This window comes from Stenotrophomonas sp. GW821-FHT09E08, from assembly GCF_059416125.1.
This window is the reverse complement of the sequence record NZ_JBWKOO010000015.1, coordinates 19,902-33,204: the sequence shown is the minus strand read 5'-3', so window position 1 is coordinate 33,204 and position 13,303 is coordinate 19,902. Positions and strand designations below refer to the sequence as shown.

Here is a 13,303-nt window from a genome sequence, read left to right as displayed (position 1 = left end):
GCCAGGCCCGATCAGGCGCGGCGTTCCATCATCAGCTTCTTGATCTCGGCGATCGCCAGCGCCGGGTTCAGGCCCTTCGGACAGGTGCGGGCGCAGTTCATGATGGTATGGCAGCGGTACAGCTTGAACGGATCTTCCAGATCGTCCAGGCGGGCACCGGTGTCCTCATCGCGCGAGTCGATGATCCAGCGGTAGGCCTGCAGCAGGATCGCCGGGCCCAGGTAACGCTCGCCGTTCCACCAGTAACTCGGGCAGCTGGTCGAGCAGCAGGCGCACAGGATGCATTCGTACAGACCATCGAGCTTCTTGCGGTCTTCCGGCGACTGCAGGCGCTCACGGTCCGGCGGTGCCGGGGTCTGGGTGCGGATCCACGGCTTGATCGAAGCGTACTGCGCGTAGAAGTGGGTCAGGTCCGGAACCAGATCCTTGACCACGTTCATGTGCGGCAGCGGGTAGATCGGCACTTCCTTCTTGCCGCAGTCCGAGATGGCTCGGGTGCAGGCCAGGGTGTTGGTGCCGTCGATGTTCATCGCGCACGAACCACAGATACCTTCGCGGCAGGAGCGGCGGAAGGTCAGGGTCGGGTCGATCTCGTTCTTGATCTTGATCAGGGCGTCCAGGACCATCGGGCCACAGGCGTCCAGATCGACTTCATAGGTATCGGTGCGCGGGTTGCTGTCGTCGTCCGGACTCCAGCGGTAGATCTTGAAGGTGCGCACGTTCTTGCCGCCGTTCTTGACGGGGAAGTGCTTGCCCTTCGTGATCTTGGAATTCTTGGGGAGTGAAAACTCGGCCATGGCTGCTCTCGTTGGCTCAGGCGGCCCGCGCCCTTGGGCGCGGATTGCATGGTAGGCGGGGTCGGATCAGTACACGCGCGGCTTCGGCGGCACCACGGACACGTCATCAGTCAACGTGTACATGTGCACCGGACGGTAGTCGAAGCTGCACTTGCCCTTCTCGTCCACGCTGACCAGGGTGTGCTTCTGCCAATTGACGTCGTCGCGGTCCGGGAAGTCCTCGTGCGCGTGTGCGCCGCGGCTTTCCTTGCGCTGCTCGGCCGAGTTGATCGTCGCCACCGCATTCAGCAGCAGGTTGTTCAGCTCGTAGGTCTCGATCAGGTCCGAGTTCCAGACCAGCGAACGGTCGGAGACCTTCACGTCCTGGAACGAGTCGAAGATCTTGTCCATCTTCTCGCAGCCTTCCTTCAGCGTCTGGCTGGTGCGGAAGACGGCCGCGTCGGCCTGCATGGTGCGCTGCATGCGATCGCGGATGACCGAGGTCGGGGTATCGCCGTTGGCGTGGCGCAGCTTGTCCAGCAGGCCCAGTGCCTTGTCGCAGGCATCAGACGCCAGCGGCTTGTGCGACGCGCCCGGCTTGATGGTCTCGGCGCAGCGGTTGGCCACCGCACGACCGAACACCACCAGATCCAGCAGCGAGTTCGAGCCCAGGCGGTTGGCACCATGCACCGACACGCAGGCGGCTTCGCCGATCGCGTACAGGCCAGGGATCACCGCATCGGGGTTGTCGCCATCCTTGCGCACCACTTCGCCGTGGTAATTGGTCGGAATACCGCCCATGTTGTAGTGCACGGTCGGGATCACCGGGATCGGCTGCTTGTGCACGTCGACGCCGGCGAAGATGCGGGCGCTCTCGGCGATGCCCGGCAGCTTCTCGTCGATCACGCCCGGGCCGAGGTGGGTCAGGTCGAGCAGGATGTGGTCCTTGTGCTCGCCAACGCCGCGGCCTTCGCGGATCTCGATGGTCATCGAACGACTGACCACGTCGCGCGAGGCCAGATCCTTGTAGTGCGGTGCGTAACGCTCCATGAAGCGCTCGCCACTGCTGTTGCGCAGGATGCCACCTTCACCGCGGACACCCTCGGTGATCAGGCAGCCGGCGCCATAGATGCCGGTCGGGTGGAACTGCACGAACTCCATGTCCTGCATGGCGATGCCGGCACGCATGGCCAGGCCGCCACCGTCGCCGGTGCAGGTGTGCGCCGAGGTGGCGCTGAAGTAGGCACGGCCGTAACCGCCGGTGGCCAGCACCACGCCCTGGGCGCGGAACAGGTGCAGGGTGCCGTCGGACATGTCCAGGGCCAGCACGCCGCGGCAGGCACCTTCGTCATCGAAGATCAGGTCGAGCGCGAAGTACTCGATCATGAAGCGCGCGTCGTGCTTCAGCGACTGCTGGTACAGGGTGTGCAGCATCGCGTGGCCGGTACGGTCGGCCGCCGCGCAGGTACGCTGCGCCGCCGGGCCTTCGCCGTACTTGGTGGTCATGCCACCGAACGGACGCTGGTAGATCTTGCCCTCGGCGGTACGCGAGAACGGCACGCCGTAGTGTTCGAGCTCGATGATGGCCGGGATGGCCTCACGGCACATGTACTCGATGGCGTCCTGGTCGCCCAGCCAGTCCGAGCCCTTGATGGTGTCGAAGAAGTGGTAACGCCAGTCGTCCTCGCCCATGTTGGCGAGTGCGGCCGAGATACCGCCCTGGGCGGCAACAGTGTGCGAACGGGTCGGGAAGACCTTGGTCAGGCACACGGTCTGCAGGCCCTTGGCGGCCAGGCCGAACGTGGCGCGCAGGCCGGCGCCGCCGGCGCCCACCACGACCATGTCGTACTTGTGTTCGGTGATCTTGTAAGCGGACATCTAATCTGGATTCCTGTGTAGGTGCCTGGGCTCAGGCAACGCCGAGGGCGATGCGGCCCACCGCAAACACACTGACGATCATGCCGAGCACGGCGACGAACTTCACCGCGGTCTGCAGCACCAGGGCCAGCAGCGATTCGTGGATGTAGTCTTCCAGCACGACCTGCATGCCGAGCTGCGCGTGCCAGAACATGGCGATCAGCAGGCCGATCAGCGGCACTGCGTTCCACGGCTTGGCCACGGCGGCGGCGGCGGTCGCGTAGTCCGAGCCAAGCAGGCCCAGCACGAAGACCAGGAACCAGATGCCCAGCGCCACCAGGGCGGCGGCGGTCAGGCGCTGGTGCACGAAGTGCTCGGTGCCGGTCTTGGCCGAACCAAGGCCGCGCACACCCTTCAGCGGAGTACGGAACTTGCTCACGCGGCACCTCCGAACATCACATAGGCCCACACCAGCAGGGTGATCACCAGGCTGCCGGTGACCGACAGCCAGCTGCTGCGGATGAAGGCGGGGATGCTGAAGCCGATGGCGAAGTCCTGCACCACATGGCGGATGCCATTGCACAGGTGATAGGCGAACGACCATGTCCACGCGAACAGGAACACGCGGCCATACCAGGCCCCGGCATGGCCGGTGAAGCAGTTCCAGGAATCGGGCCCCATCATCAGGGCCAGCAGGCCGGCGGCGATGATGAGGGCACCAACAGACAGAAAGACGCCAGTGGCTCGATGCAGGATCGAGGTGGCCATCTGAATCTGCCAGCGATACACCTGAAGGTGCGGGGAAAGTGGGCGTTGTCTGGTCGCCATTCGCTGGGCTCGTTGTCTCGGCTGGGCGGCACACGGCCGCGTTGGCTCAATGCTGATCAGAAATCGATGCAGCGTCCGTTTTTCTCCCAATCGCCATACCGCACCGGATCAAGTCCGCCGCGGCCGCCGAATTCCTCTGCTTTTTCCTGTTCCACGGGCACGGGTGCCGCGGGGACCAGCGGGGCTTCAGATTCGTCGTCGGGAGTGGGGGTTGTTTGGCCTATCATTGTTGGTCTCGCAACGCACAAATTTTAGACCTCGTTCACGTGCCTGACAACCTGCCCCCTGCTTTCGTCGGATATCCGCGCCTGCCCGGCCACCAGTTGCTGAGCCTGCAGGGCCCGGATGCGGCCGTATTCGCCCATGCCCAGTTCAGTGGTGATGTCACTGCCCTGCCCCTGCTGCACTGGCAGTGGAGCGCCTGGCTGAGCGCCAAGGGCCGCACCCTGGCGGTGTTCCAGCTGCTTAGGCTGACCGAAGACCATGTGTTGCTGGTGTTGGCCGACGGCGACGCCGATGCGATTGCGTCGCAACTGCAGCGCTTCGTATTCCGGCGCAAGGTGAAAGTGCTGGTGCGCAGCGATCTGGCCGTGGCCGGTGCGTTCACTGCGCCCGAGGCCGCCAGCGGCGCTGCCATTGCGCAGATCACAGGTGACGGCTGGGAGCTGGACCTGGGCAGCGACGCGCTGCCGCGCACCCTGCGCATTGGCGCGACCGAGGCCTTCGACGCCGGCAGCGAGGCCGATGAGGCCGCTTTCGCTCTTGCCTGGCGCCAGGCCGACCTGCGCTATGGCCTGCCGCGGCTGGAAGAAAGCCAGCGCGAGGTGTGGACGCCGCAGCAGCTGGGGCTGGACCGCCTGAATGGTTACAGCGTGAAGAAAGGCTGCTATCCGGGCCAGGAGATCGTTGCCCGCACCCACTTCCTCGGCAAGGCCAAGCGCGCGGTACAGCTGCTGCATACCGCAGCACCGGCCCAGGCCGGTGATGGCGTGCAGCAGGACGGCGCGGCGCTGGGCACCATTGCCAGCGTGGCCGGCGAACTGGCGCTGGCGGTACTGCCGCTGGAAACCAGTGACGCTGAGCTGCAGGTGGGGGATGCCATCGCGCAGCGCGTGCCCTTGCTGGACGGATTGGCGCGCTGAACCCGGTGGATGAAGGAAGGTAGTGCCGGGCGCTGGCCGGCACCCACGCATGGTTGAGGTTGCCGGCCAGCGGCCGGCACTACTCCTTACAGGCGTTCGCCGCTTTCCGGGTTGAAGAAATGCAGGCCCTGCGGGTGGATCGCCACGCGGATGTCCTCACCCACGCGCGGCAGCGACTGCGGCGCCACGCGCATGGTCAGCGCATGCTGGCCGCTGCTCATGTTGACGAAGATCTCGTTGCCGACCGGCTCGATGCCCTCGATACGCGCGGTGAATGCATGCGCATCATCAGCACTGGCCGGCTGCAGGTGCTCCGGACGCACACCCACTGCGATCGGCTTCTGCAGCCAGGCCGGATCAATCGTGGCCTGGCCCAGCGGAGCACGCCATTCGCCATCGACCACGGTCACGCCACCAGCATCTCCCTCAAGGGTGCCACGCAGCACGTTCATCGCCGGGCTGCCGAGGAAACCGGCCACGAACAGGTTGGCCGGGCGGTCATACAGCGCCATCGGTGTATCGATCTGCTGGATGATGCCGTCCTTCAGCACCACGATGCGCTGGCCCAGGGTCATCGCTTCGACCTGGTCGTGCGTCACGTAGATCATGGTGGTGCCCAGCTTGCGGTGCAGCTGGGCGATCTCGGTGCGCACGCTGTGACGCAGCTTGGCATCGAGATTGGACAGCGGCTCGTCGAGCAGGAACACCGCCGGTTCGCGCACCAGCGCACGGCCCAGCGCGACACGCTGGCGCTGGCCACCGGACATCGCCTTGGGCAGCTTGTCCATCATCTCGGTCAGGCCCAGCGTCTGCGCCGCCTCGCTGATGCGCTTGTCGATCGTGGCTTTGTCATGGCCACGCAGCTTCAGGCCGAAGGCCAGGTTCTCGGCCACGGTCATGTGCGGATACAGCGCGTAGCTCTGGAACACCATCGCGATGTCGCGATCCTTCGGCGCCACGTCGTTGACCACGCGATCGCCGATGGTCAGCGTGCCGCCGCTGATCTCCTCCAAGCCAGCCACCATCCGCAGCAGGGTCGACTTGCCACAGCCGGACGGACCGACCAGCACCATCAGCTCGCCATCGGCGACCTCGAAGGTGGCGTCCTTCACCGCGACCTGGCCGTTGTCGTAGACCTTGCGCACACCCTGCAACTGCACTTTTGCCATATCACCTATCCGGTCCGCCCGAAGCCGGGCTGTCTTTTGGGACTGCCTCGGCCCTCCCGATGGCAGTGATGATTGCGCGCCTGCCGCATGACGGCGAGCACTGCAATCGAATACAGTTGCCCATTCTGCCATGTAAACGTTTTCACGTGGCACTATCCGATGATCGGTGCGCACCGATCTGCGTCGGCGGTTGAACGAAGGTTCTGCCGAAGCAGTGGTTTCGAATGGAACGGTCTTCCGGAGCCCCGGAGAACGCTCCGGACGAACCTCGGACAGGCAGTTGCGCGGATGTCCCCCGAACCCAGCCATGAAGCGATTGACAACGATGTCACCCGGATCTGAAACTCGAGCGATGCACGACACCCTCTTCCTGTTCGGTGCCACAGGTGATCTGGCCCAGCGCTATCTGTTCCCTTCGCTGCTTCGCCTGCTTGGCGACGGCCTGCTGCCGGAGGACTTCCGCATCCGCGCACTGGCGTTGTCCGGGCATGACACCGAAGCCTTCCATGACATCCTGCGGCCACGCCTGCAGCAGGCCATGCCGATGGCCAGCCAGGACGACATCGCCGCGCTGCTGCGCCGCATCGACTACCGTTCGGTCGACCTGCGCGACGTCGACTCGGTTGCCGCTGCGGTCTCCGATCTGGTGCATCGCAAGTGCGTGAGCTACCTGGCCATTCCGCCGGGCCTGTACATCTCCACCTGCGAAGGCCTGGCCAAGGGCGGCGCCCTCGCCGCGCCGGCACGCCTGATGCTGGAGAAGCCGATCGGCAGCGACAGCGAAAGCGCCGAGGAAATCATCAGCACCATCGGCCAGTGGATCGACGAGGACCGTGTGTTCCGCCTCGACCACTACCTGGGCAAGGCGGCGGTGCAGAACCTGATCGCGCTGCGCTTCGGCAACACGCTGCTGGAAGCGGTGTGGAACCGCAACTACATCGAGTCGGTGCACATCCTGGTGGCCGAGAGCGAAGGCGTGGACGGCCGCGATGCCTACTACGCCCGCTCCGGCGCGCTGCGCGACATGGTGCAGAGCCACATCCTGCAGCTGCTGTGCATGGTGGCGATGGAACCGCCGGCCTCGTTGGAAGCCGACCGCATCCGCGACGAGAAGGTCAAGGTGCTGCGCGCCCTGCGCCCGCTTGACGCGAAGCACGCCGCACGTGACAGCATCCGCGGCCGCTACACCGCCGGCACCATCAACGGCCAGCCGGCACAGGCCTACCAGCCGCCGGAAGGCAGCGACGTGGAGACCTTCGCCGGTGTCACCGCACATATCGACAACTGGCGCTGGAGCGGCGTGCCGTTCCACCTGGTCACCGGCAAGCGCCTGCCCGAGCGCACCACCCGCGTGGTGGTCACGCTGAAGCCGGTCACCCACTGGCTGTTCGAGCGCCCGCAGCGCGCGCAGGCCGCACCGAACCGGCTGGTGTTCCAGCTGCAGCCGCAGGAGAACATCGAGCTGGGCCTGATGAGCAGCCTGGCCGGCCCGGAATGGGGTGCGCTGGAACTGCACCCGCTGGAACTGGAACTGTCGGTGCCGACCGGCCTGCATCGCCGCATCGCCTACGAGCGCCTGTTCCTGGACGCCTTCAACGGCAACCACACGCTGTTCGTGCGCGACGACGAAGTGCGTGCGGCCTGGGCCTGGATCGACAGCGTGGCCGATGCCTGGAAGGAAGCGAAGCTGCCGCTGGAACCCTACCCCGCCGGCCAGTGGGGCCCGGACAACGCGACCGGCTTCCTGCCGCAGGGCGTGGATGCGCCGGACAGCGAGGCATCGGCATGAGCGCCAGCTCACAGCCGGTGCTGGTCGCCGACATCGGTGGCACCAACGCCCGCTTCGCCCTGGCCGACACCTCGCTGGATGCGCCGCTGCAAAAAGACAGCATCCGTGAGTACGCCGTGGCGGAATTCCCATCGCTGGGTGATGCCGCCCGCCACCATCTCGAACAGATCGGCGCTACCGCCAGCCGGGGCGTGTTCGCGGTGGCCGGTCGGGTTGATGGTGATGAAGCACGGATCACCAACCATCCGTGGGTGATCTCGCGCAGCCGTACCGCGGCCATGCTCGGTTTCGACGAACTGCACCTGATCAACGACTTCGCCGCACAGGCGATGGCGATTTCACTGCTGCAGCCCGATGACGTGGTCCAGGTCGGTGGTGCCGCCTGGGTCCCCGGCAAGCCCGGCCAGCCGCGCAACTACGCGGTGATCGGTCCGGGTACGGGCCTGGGTGTCGGTGGCCTGATCCTGCGCCACGGCCGCTGCTACCCGCTGGAAACCGAAGGCGGCCATGTCAGCTTCCCGCCGGGAACTCCGGAGGAGATCCGCATCCTGGAGATCCTGTCCGAACAGTTCGGCCGCGTCTCCAACGAGCGCCTGATCTGTGGCCCCGGGCTGGTCAACATCCACCGCGCCGTGTGCGAGATGGCCGGCATCGACCCGGGCCAGCTGCAGCCGGTGGACGTGACCGCCCGTGCCCTGCATGGTGATCCGCAGGCGATGCGCACCGTGGACGTGTTCTGCGCCGTGTTCGGCGCCATCGCCGGTGACCTGGTGCTGACCCAGGGCGCCTGGGACGGCGTGTTCCTGACCGGCGGCCTGACCCCGAAGATGCTCGATTCGCTGCAGCACTCCGGCTTCCGCCAGCGCTTCGAGCACAAGGGCCGCTTCTCCTCGATCATGGCGCGGGTTCCCTCGTTGGCCGTGATGCACCCCCACGCCGGATTGCTGGGCGCCGCCGCCTATGCCGCCGACGCCGAACGTGACGCACCTGGAGTTGCCGCATGAGCCCCACTTTCCACGACGACCGCATCGAGTTCATCAACCACGGCGATGCCGATGGCTGGATCGAGGCGGTAGCCGCCGAGATGGCGCAGACCCTCAACCGTGACATCAACGAAGTGGGCCGCGCGCGCATCCTGTTGTCTGGCGGCACCACACCGGCCCCGGTGTACCAGGCACTGGCCGAGCTGGACGTGCACTGGGACCGGGTGGAAGTGAGCCTGGCCGATGAGCGCTGGTTGTCGCCGCAGGATCGCGACAGCAATGCCTGGCTGGTGCGCGAGAATCTGCTCAAGCGCGCCGAGGGTGCGCATTTCGATCCGCTGGTGCGGATCGGCAAGCCGCTTCCGGAATGCGTGTACACCGCCAACCTGCAGGCGCAGCACAGCCAGCCGCCGAGCCTGGTGGCGCTGGGCATGGGCAACGACGGCCACACCGCCTCACTGTTCCCCGGCTCGAAGGACCTGGCCCGTGCACTGGAAAGCACCCTGCCCTATGCCGCGCTGGACGCCACCGGCTGTCCGGGTGCCAACCAGTGGCCGCTGCGCATCACCCTGACCCCGCATGGCCTGCGCCAGTGCCGCCAGCGCCTCTTGCTGCTGCGCGGCAAGCAGAAGCTGCAGGTGCTGCGCCAGGCGCTGGACAGCAACGACGCCCAGCAGTACCCGATCCTCAATGCGATCAACCTGGAAGGCGCGCGCCTGCGCGTCCACTGGGCTGATTGATGTTGGCGGCGGCGCTCTGCCGCCGCTTGCCTCTCGCCACCACGAACGCCGGTAGCCAATGAGCCTCCATCCGCAACTGCAAGCCATCACCGAACGTGTCATCCGCCGCAGCGCCGCCTCGCGCGCCGCCTATCTGGCCGCGATCGACGCCGCACTGCGCGATGGCCCGTTCCGCAGCCGCCTGAGCTGCGGCAACCTCGCCCACGGTTTCGCCGCCTGCGGTGGCACTGACAAGAGCCGCCTGCGCGGTGGCGTGACGCCGAACCTCGGCATCATCACCGCCTACAACGACATGCTGTCGGCGCATCAGCCATTCGAGACCTATCCCGATCAGATCCGCGCGATGGCCCGTGAGCTGGGCGCAACGGCACAGGTGGCCGGCGCGGTACCGGCGATGTGTGACGGCGTCACCCAGGGCCGCGGCGGCATGGAGCTGTCGCTGTTCTCGCGCGATGTAATCGCCCAGGCGACCGCGATCGGGCTCAGCCACGACATGTTCGACACCACCATCCATCTCGGCGTGTGCGACAAGATCGTGCCCGGCCTGCTGATCGGTGCGCTGGCCTTCGGCCACCTGCCGGCGGTGTTCGTGCCGGCCGGCCCGATGACGCCGGGCATTCCGAACAAGCAGAAGGCCGAAGTGCGCGAGCGCTACGCCGCCGGCGAGGCCACCCGCGAGGAACTGCTGGAAGCCGAATCGGCGTCCTACCACGGTGCGGGCACCTGCACCTTCTACGGCACCGCCAACTCCAACCAGGTGCTGCTGGAAGCGATGGGCGTGCAGCTGCCGGGCGCATCGTTCGTCAATCCGGACACGGCGCTGCGCGATGCTTTGACCCGCGAAGCCACCGAACGTGCGCTGGACATCACCGCACTGGGCGATGATTTCCGTCCGCTCGGCCGGATCATCGATGAGCGCGCGATCATCAATGCGGTCATTGCGTTGATGGCAACCGGTGGTTCGACCAACCACACCATCCACTGGATCGCGGTGGCACGCGCAGCTGGCATCGTGCTGACCTGGGACGACTTCGACGAGCTGTCGCAGCTGATTCCGCTTCTGGCCCGCGTTTACCCGAACGGCGAAGCCGATGTAAACCGCTTCGCCGCAGCAGGCGGCCCGGCCTTCGTGTTCGGCGAACTGATCAAGGCCGGCTTGATGCACGGCGACCTGGTCAGCGTGGCGCGCGGCGGCATGGCCGACTATGCGCGCGAACCGCAGTTGCGCGACGGCAAGCTGGTCTACCTGCCGGGCCTGGAACGCAGCGCCGACGAAGAGGTGGTGCGTGGTGTCGACAATCCGTTCGAACATCAGGGAGGCCTGCGCCTGTTGCGCGGCAACCTCGGCAAGTCACTGATCAAGCTGTCGGCAGTGAAGCCGCAGTACCGCACGATTGAAGCACCGGCGGTAGTGGTCGATGCGCCGCAGGTGCTGAACAAGCTGCACGCCGCTGGCATGCTGCCGGAGCATTTCGTGGCGGTGGTGCGCTACCAGGGCCCGCGCGCCAACGGCATGCCGGAACTGCATTCGCTGGCGCCGCTGCTGGGCCTGCTGCAGAACCAGGGCCGGCGCGTGGCGCTGGTCACCGACGGCCGCCTGTCCGGTGCCTCGGGCAAGATTCCGGCGGCGATCCATGTGACGCCGGAAGCCGCACGTGGTGGTCCGCTGGGCAAGGTACGCGAAGGCGACATGATCCGCCTTGATGGCGAGGCCGGCACGCTGGAAGTGCTGGTGGATGCGGCCGAATGGGCCGCACGTCCGCTGGCGCCGAACACGGCACCGGCAGCGCACGACCTGGGTCGCAACCTGTTCGCGATCAACCGTCGCGTGGTGGGGCCGGCCGACCAGGGTGCGATTTCAATTTCGTGCGGGCCGGCGGCGGCCGATGGTGGGCCGTGGGACTACGATGCGGAGTACGAGCTGGGGCACGATGCCGCGGCGGCGGCGGCGCCGCATGAGGCGAAAGACGCCTGAAGCGAAAAGCCGCGGCAGGCTTCCCGGCTTGGGCAGTAGAGCGCCCTGGCCGGGACACGCCGTAAACCCATCCATGGGGGCTCGATCGCGGCATCCATGCCGCTCACGGTCCCGGCCAGGGCGCTCTACTGCCCTTGGACAACTCCCGGCGCGTCATTTGCGCTGCGGCCACTGAATCAAGAAGAGCAAAGGCAAGGGCAAAAGCATGGGTATCGAACAACATCAGGTGAAGGCAGCGGAGCTGTTGCGTGCGGCGGGCATCCTGCCGGTGGTGACGATTCATACGCTGGACCAGGCGCGTGCGGTCAGTGCGGCGTTGCTGGAAGGTGGCCTGCCGGCGATCGAGTTGACGCTGCGTACGCCGGTGGCGATGGAAGCGCTGGCGATGCTCAAGCGTGAGCTGCCGGATGTGGTGGTGGGTGCCGGTACGGTGCTGACCGTGGAGCAGATGCAGCAGTCGATCGATGCGGGTGCGGACTTCCTGGTGACGCCGGGTACGCCACCGGCACTGGCCGATGCACTGGCCGCTGCACCGCTGCCGGTAGTGCCGGGTGCGGCGACGCCCACCGAGCTGCTGTCGCTGTATGCGCGCGGCTTCCGCGTGTGCAAGCTGTTCCCGGCCACTGCCGTGGGTGGGCTGGCGATGATCAAGGGCCTGGCCGGCCCGGTCGCCGACCTCAAGCTGTGCCCGACCGGTGGCATCACCGAGAACACCGCCGCCGAATACCTGGAGCAGAAGAACGTGGTCTGCATCGGCGGTTCGTGGATGGTGCCGGGCAACTGGATCGCCGACGGCGAATGGGACAAGGTGCGCGCCAGCGCCGCCGACGCCGCGAAGATCATCCAGCGCGTGCGCGGCCACTGAGGCCGGCGCAGCTGTAGAGCCGAGCCCACGCTCGGCTCCGGCATCATCAGGGGTCAGAGCCCTTTCCCACCGGGAAAGGGATCCGACCCCGGGCAACGAGCGCGCAAAGCGCGCGACCCGCTCCTGCTCTTCCTTCTTCATTCCGCGGTGGCGGCGCACGGAAACTGTCCGTGGCCCTGCGGAGGGATTGCGCAGGGGCGTAAGCGCCATGGATGGCGCGCCCGAGCCTCCAGGGATGGATTCACGGCGTCCCCTGCGCAATCCCTCCGCAGGGCCAACCCCACGAATCCTGCCGCACACCGCGAGGGGCTGCGCCGTTGGCCGAAAACCCTTACAGCGGCCGCGCCGGATCCACCAGCCCATACTGGCTGGCCATCCGCGCCAACGCGATGTTGTCGCTGATCCCCATCTTCTCGAACAACCGCGCCTTATGCGTGTTCACCGTCTTCGCACTCAGGCTCAAGCGCCGCGCGATGTCTTCCTGGCGCAGGCCCTGGGTCAGCAGCAGCGCCACTTCCAGCTCGCGCGGTGACAGGCTGTCGAACGGCGAACCGTTGCCCTCCACCGTCGACAACGCCAGGTTCTGCGCGATGCTGGTGCCCAGGTAGCGGCGGCCACCGGCCACGTCGCGCACCGCACGCAGCAGCTCCTGCGCATCGCAGCCCTTGCCGATGTACCCGGCAGCGCCGGCTTCCAGCAGGCGCTTCGGCAGCGGGCCGTCCTCCAGCACCGATACGATCACCACGCGGGTGTTGCGGTGGCTGCGGACGATGCGCTCGGTCACTTCCATGCCGCTTACGCCCGGCAGGTGCAGATCGCACAACACCACGTCCGGCAGCAGCTGGCGGACTTCACGCAGCGCGTCTTCACCGGTCTCGGCTTCGCCCACCACCTCGATGTCGGTTTCCCCCGACAGAATCATCTTCATCCCGGTGCGGACCAGCGCGTGGTCATCCACCAGGTAGACTCGAATCGTCATTCACGTACCTCTTCGAATGCGGCCATTGCAGGTCAAGCTAGGCAGGGTGCCGATACCCTGCAAGCGCGTCCGGAATGCGGCGCCGGCGATCTGCCTTGCGCATCACATTACCGCGCGTTGTGCTTGCCCCCTGTCTTGCAGAACCTGCTGCAACGAAACAACTGATCTATTACGTAGACGCCCCGTAGGGGCCATCCACG

General features: G+C 66.5%; 13 protein-coding genes. 6 read left to right on the top strand and 7 right to left on the bottom strand.

All coding sequences use genetic code 11. The features are described 5' to 3' along the window. Positions 1–11: 11 nt before the first annotated feature. The 5 genes from AC07M7_RS16875 to AC07M7_RS16855 all read right to left on the bottom strand — a co-directional run bounded on the left by AC07M7_RS16875 (position 12) and on the right by AC07M7_RS16855 (position 3,688). Entirely contained in the window at positions 12–797 is a 786-nt protein-coding gene (locus tag AC07M7_RS16875) for a succinate dehydrogenase iron-sulfur subunit (protein ID WP_005409079.1), read from the bottom strand. A 66-nt stretch (positions 798–863) separates the two neighbouring features. After that, positions 864–2,654, bottom strand: coding sequence for a succinate dehydrogenase flavoprotein subunit (gene sdhA, locus AC07M7_RS16870; protein ID WP_004153153.1), 1,791 nt, complete (start codon positions 2,652–2,654; stop codon positions 864–866). A gap of 31 nt (positions 2,655–2,685) precedes the next feature. Continuing rightward, the gene (gene sdhD, locus AC07M7_RS16865; protein ID WP_004153152.1) at positions 2,686–3,072 is read right to left on the bottom strand and encodes a succinate dehydrogenase, hydrophobic membrane anchor protein; all 387 of its coding nucleotides are present in this window, start codon (positions 3,070–3,072) and stop codon (positions 2,686–2,688) included. Then, positions 3,069–3,461, bottom strand: a complete 393-nt coding sequence (gene sdhC, locus AC07M7_RS16860; protein WP_136638819.1) for a succinate dehydrogenase, cytochrome b556 subunit — start codon at positions 3,459–3,461, stop codon at positions 3,069–3,071. Before sdhC ends, sdhD begins: the two co-directional genes overlap by 4 nt. A gap of 56 nt (positions 3,462–3,517) precedes the next feature. Next, on the bottom strand, positions 3,518–3,688 hold the full coding sequence (locus AC07M7_RS16855; protein WP_005409075.1) for a DUF1674 domain-containing protein: 171 nt from the start codon (positions 3,686–3,688) through the stop codon (positions 3,518–3,520). 39 nt (positions 3,689–3,727) lie between these two features. Between AC07M7_RS16855 and ygfZ the strand changes: the two genes are divergently transcribed. Beyond that, positions 3,728–4,603, top strand: a complete 876-nt coding sequence (ygfZ, locus tag AC07M7_RS16850; RefSeq protein WP_480983103.1) for a CAF17-like 4Fe-4S cluster assembly/insertion protein YgfZ — start codon at positions 3,728–3,730, stop codon at positions 4,601–4,603. A gap of 86 nt (positions 4,604–4,689) precedes the next feature. Here ygfZ and AC07M7_RS16845 read toward each other — a convergent pair whose 3' ends face one another. Next, on the bottom strand, positions 4,690–5,772 hold the full coding sequence (locus AC07M7_RS16845) for an ABC transporter ATP-binding protein (RefSeq protein ID WP_136638821.1): 1,083 nt from the start codon (positions 5,770–5,772) through the stop codon (positions 4,690–4,692). A 352-nt stretch (positions 5,773–6,124) separates the two neighbouring features. Here AC07M7_RS16845 and zwf point away from each other — a divergent pair, with 352 nt between their 5' ends. From zwf to eda, 5 genes are all read left to right on the top strand, one after another. Continuing rightward, positions 6,125–7,561, top strand: coding sequence for a glucose-6-phosphate dehydrogenase (zwf, locus tag AC07M7_RS16840; protein ID WP_136638822.1), 1,437 nt, complete (start codon positions 6,125–6,127; stop codon positions 7,559–7,561). Beyond that, positions 7,558–8,565 carry a glucokinase gene (gene glk, locus AC07M7_RS16835; RefSeq protein ID WP_049447609.1) on the top strand — a complete coding sequence of 336 codons (1,008 nt, stop codon included), beginning with the start codon at positions 7,558–7,560 and terminating at the stop codon, positions 8,563–8,565. Before zwf ends, glk begins: the two co-directional genes overlap by 4 nt. Then, complete coding sequence (gene pgl / locus AC07M7_RS16830; protein ID WP_136638824.1) at positions 8,562–9,284, top strand: 6-phosphogluconolactonase; 723 nt, start codon at positions 8,562–8,564, stop codon at positions 9,282–9,284. The genes glk and pgl overlap by 4 nt, the downstream gene beginning before the upstream one ends. 58 nt (positions 9,285–9,342) lie before the next feature. Next, positions 9,343–11,259, top strand: coding sequence for a phosphogluconate dehydratase (gene edd, locus AC07M7_RS16825; RefSeq protein WP_253078905.1), 1,917 nt, complete (start codon positions 9,343–9,345; stop codon positions 11,257–11,259). Between the two features lie 205 nt (positions 11,260–11,464). Continuing rightward, positions 11,465–12,124, top strand: coding sequence for a bifunctional 4-hydroxy-2-oxoglutarate aldolase/2-dehydro-3-deoxy-phosphogluconate aldolase (gene eda, locus AC07M7_RS16820; RefSeq protein WP_430766424.1), 660 nt, complete (start codon positions 11,465–11,467; stop codon positions 12,122–12,124). A 331-nt stretch (positions 12,125–12,455) separates the two neighbouring features. Here the strand turns inward: eda and AC07M7_RS16815 are convergent, their stop codons facing one another. Continuing rightward, a complete protein-coding gene (locus tag AC07M7_RS16815) occupies positions 12,456–13,103 on the bottom strand; it encodes a response regulator (RefSeq protein WP_136638826.1) in 648 nt (215 codons plus the stop codon). Positions 13,104–13,303: the final 200 nt, after the last annotated feature.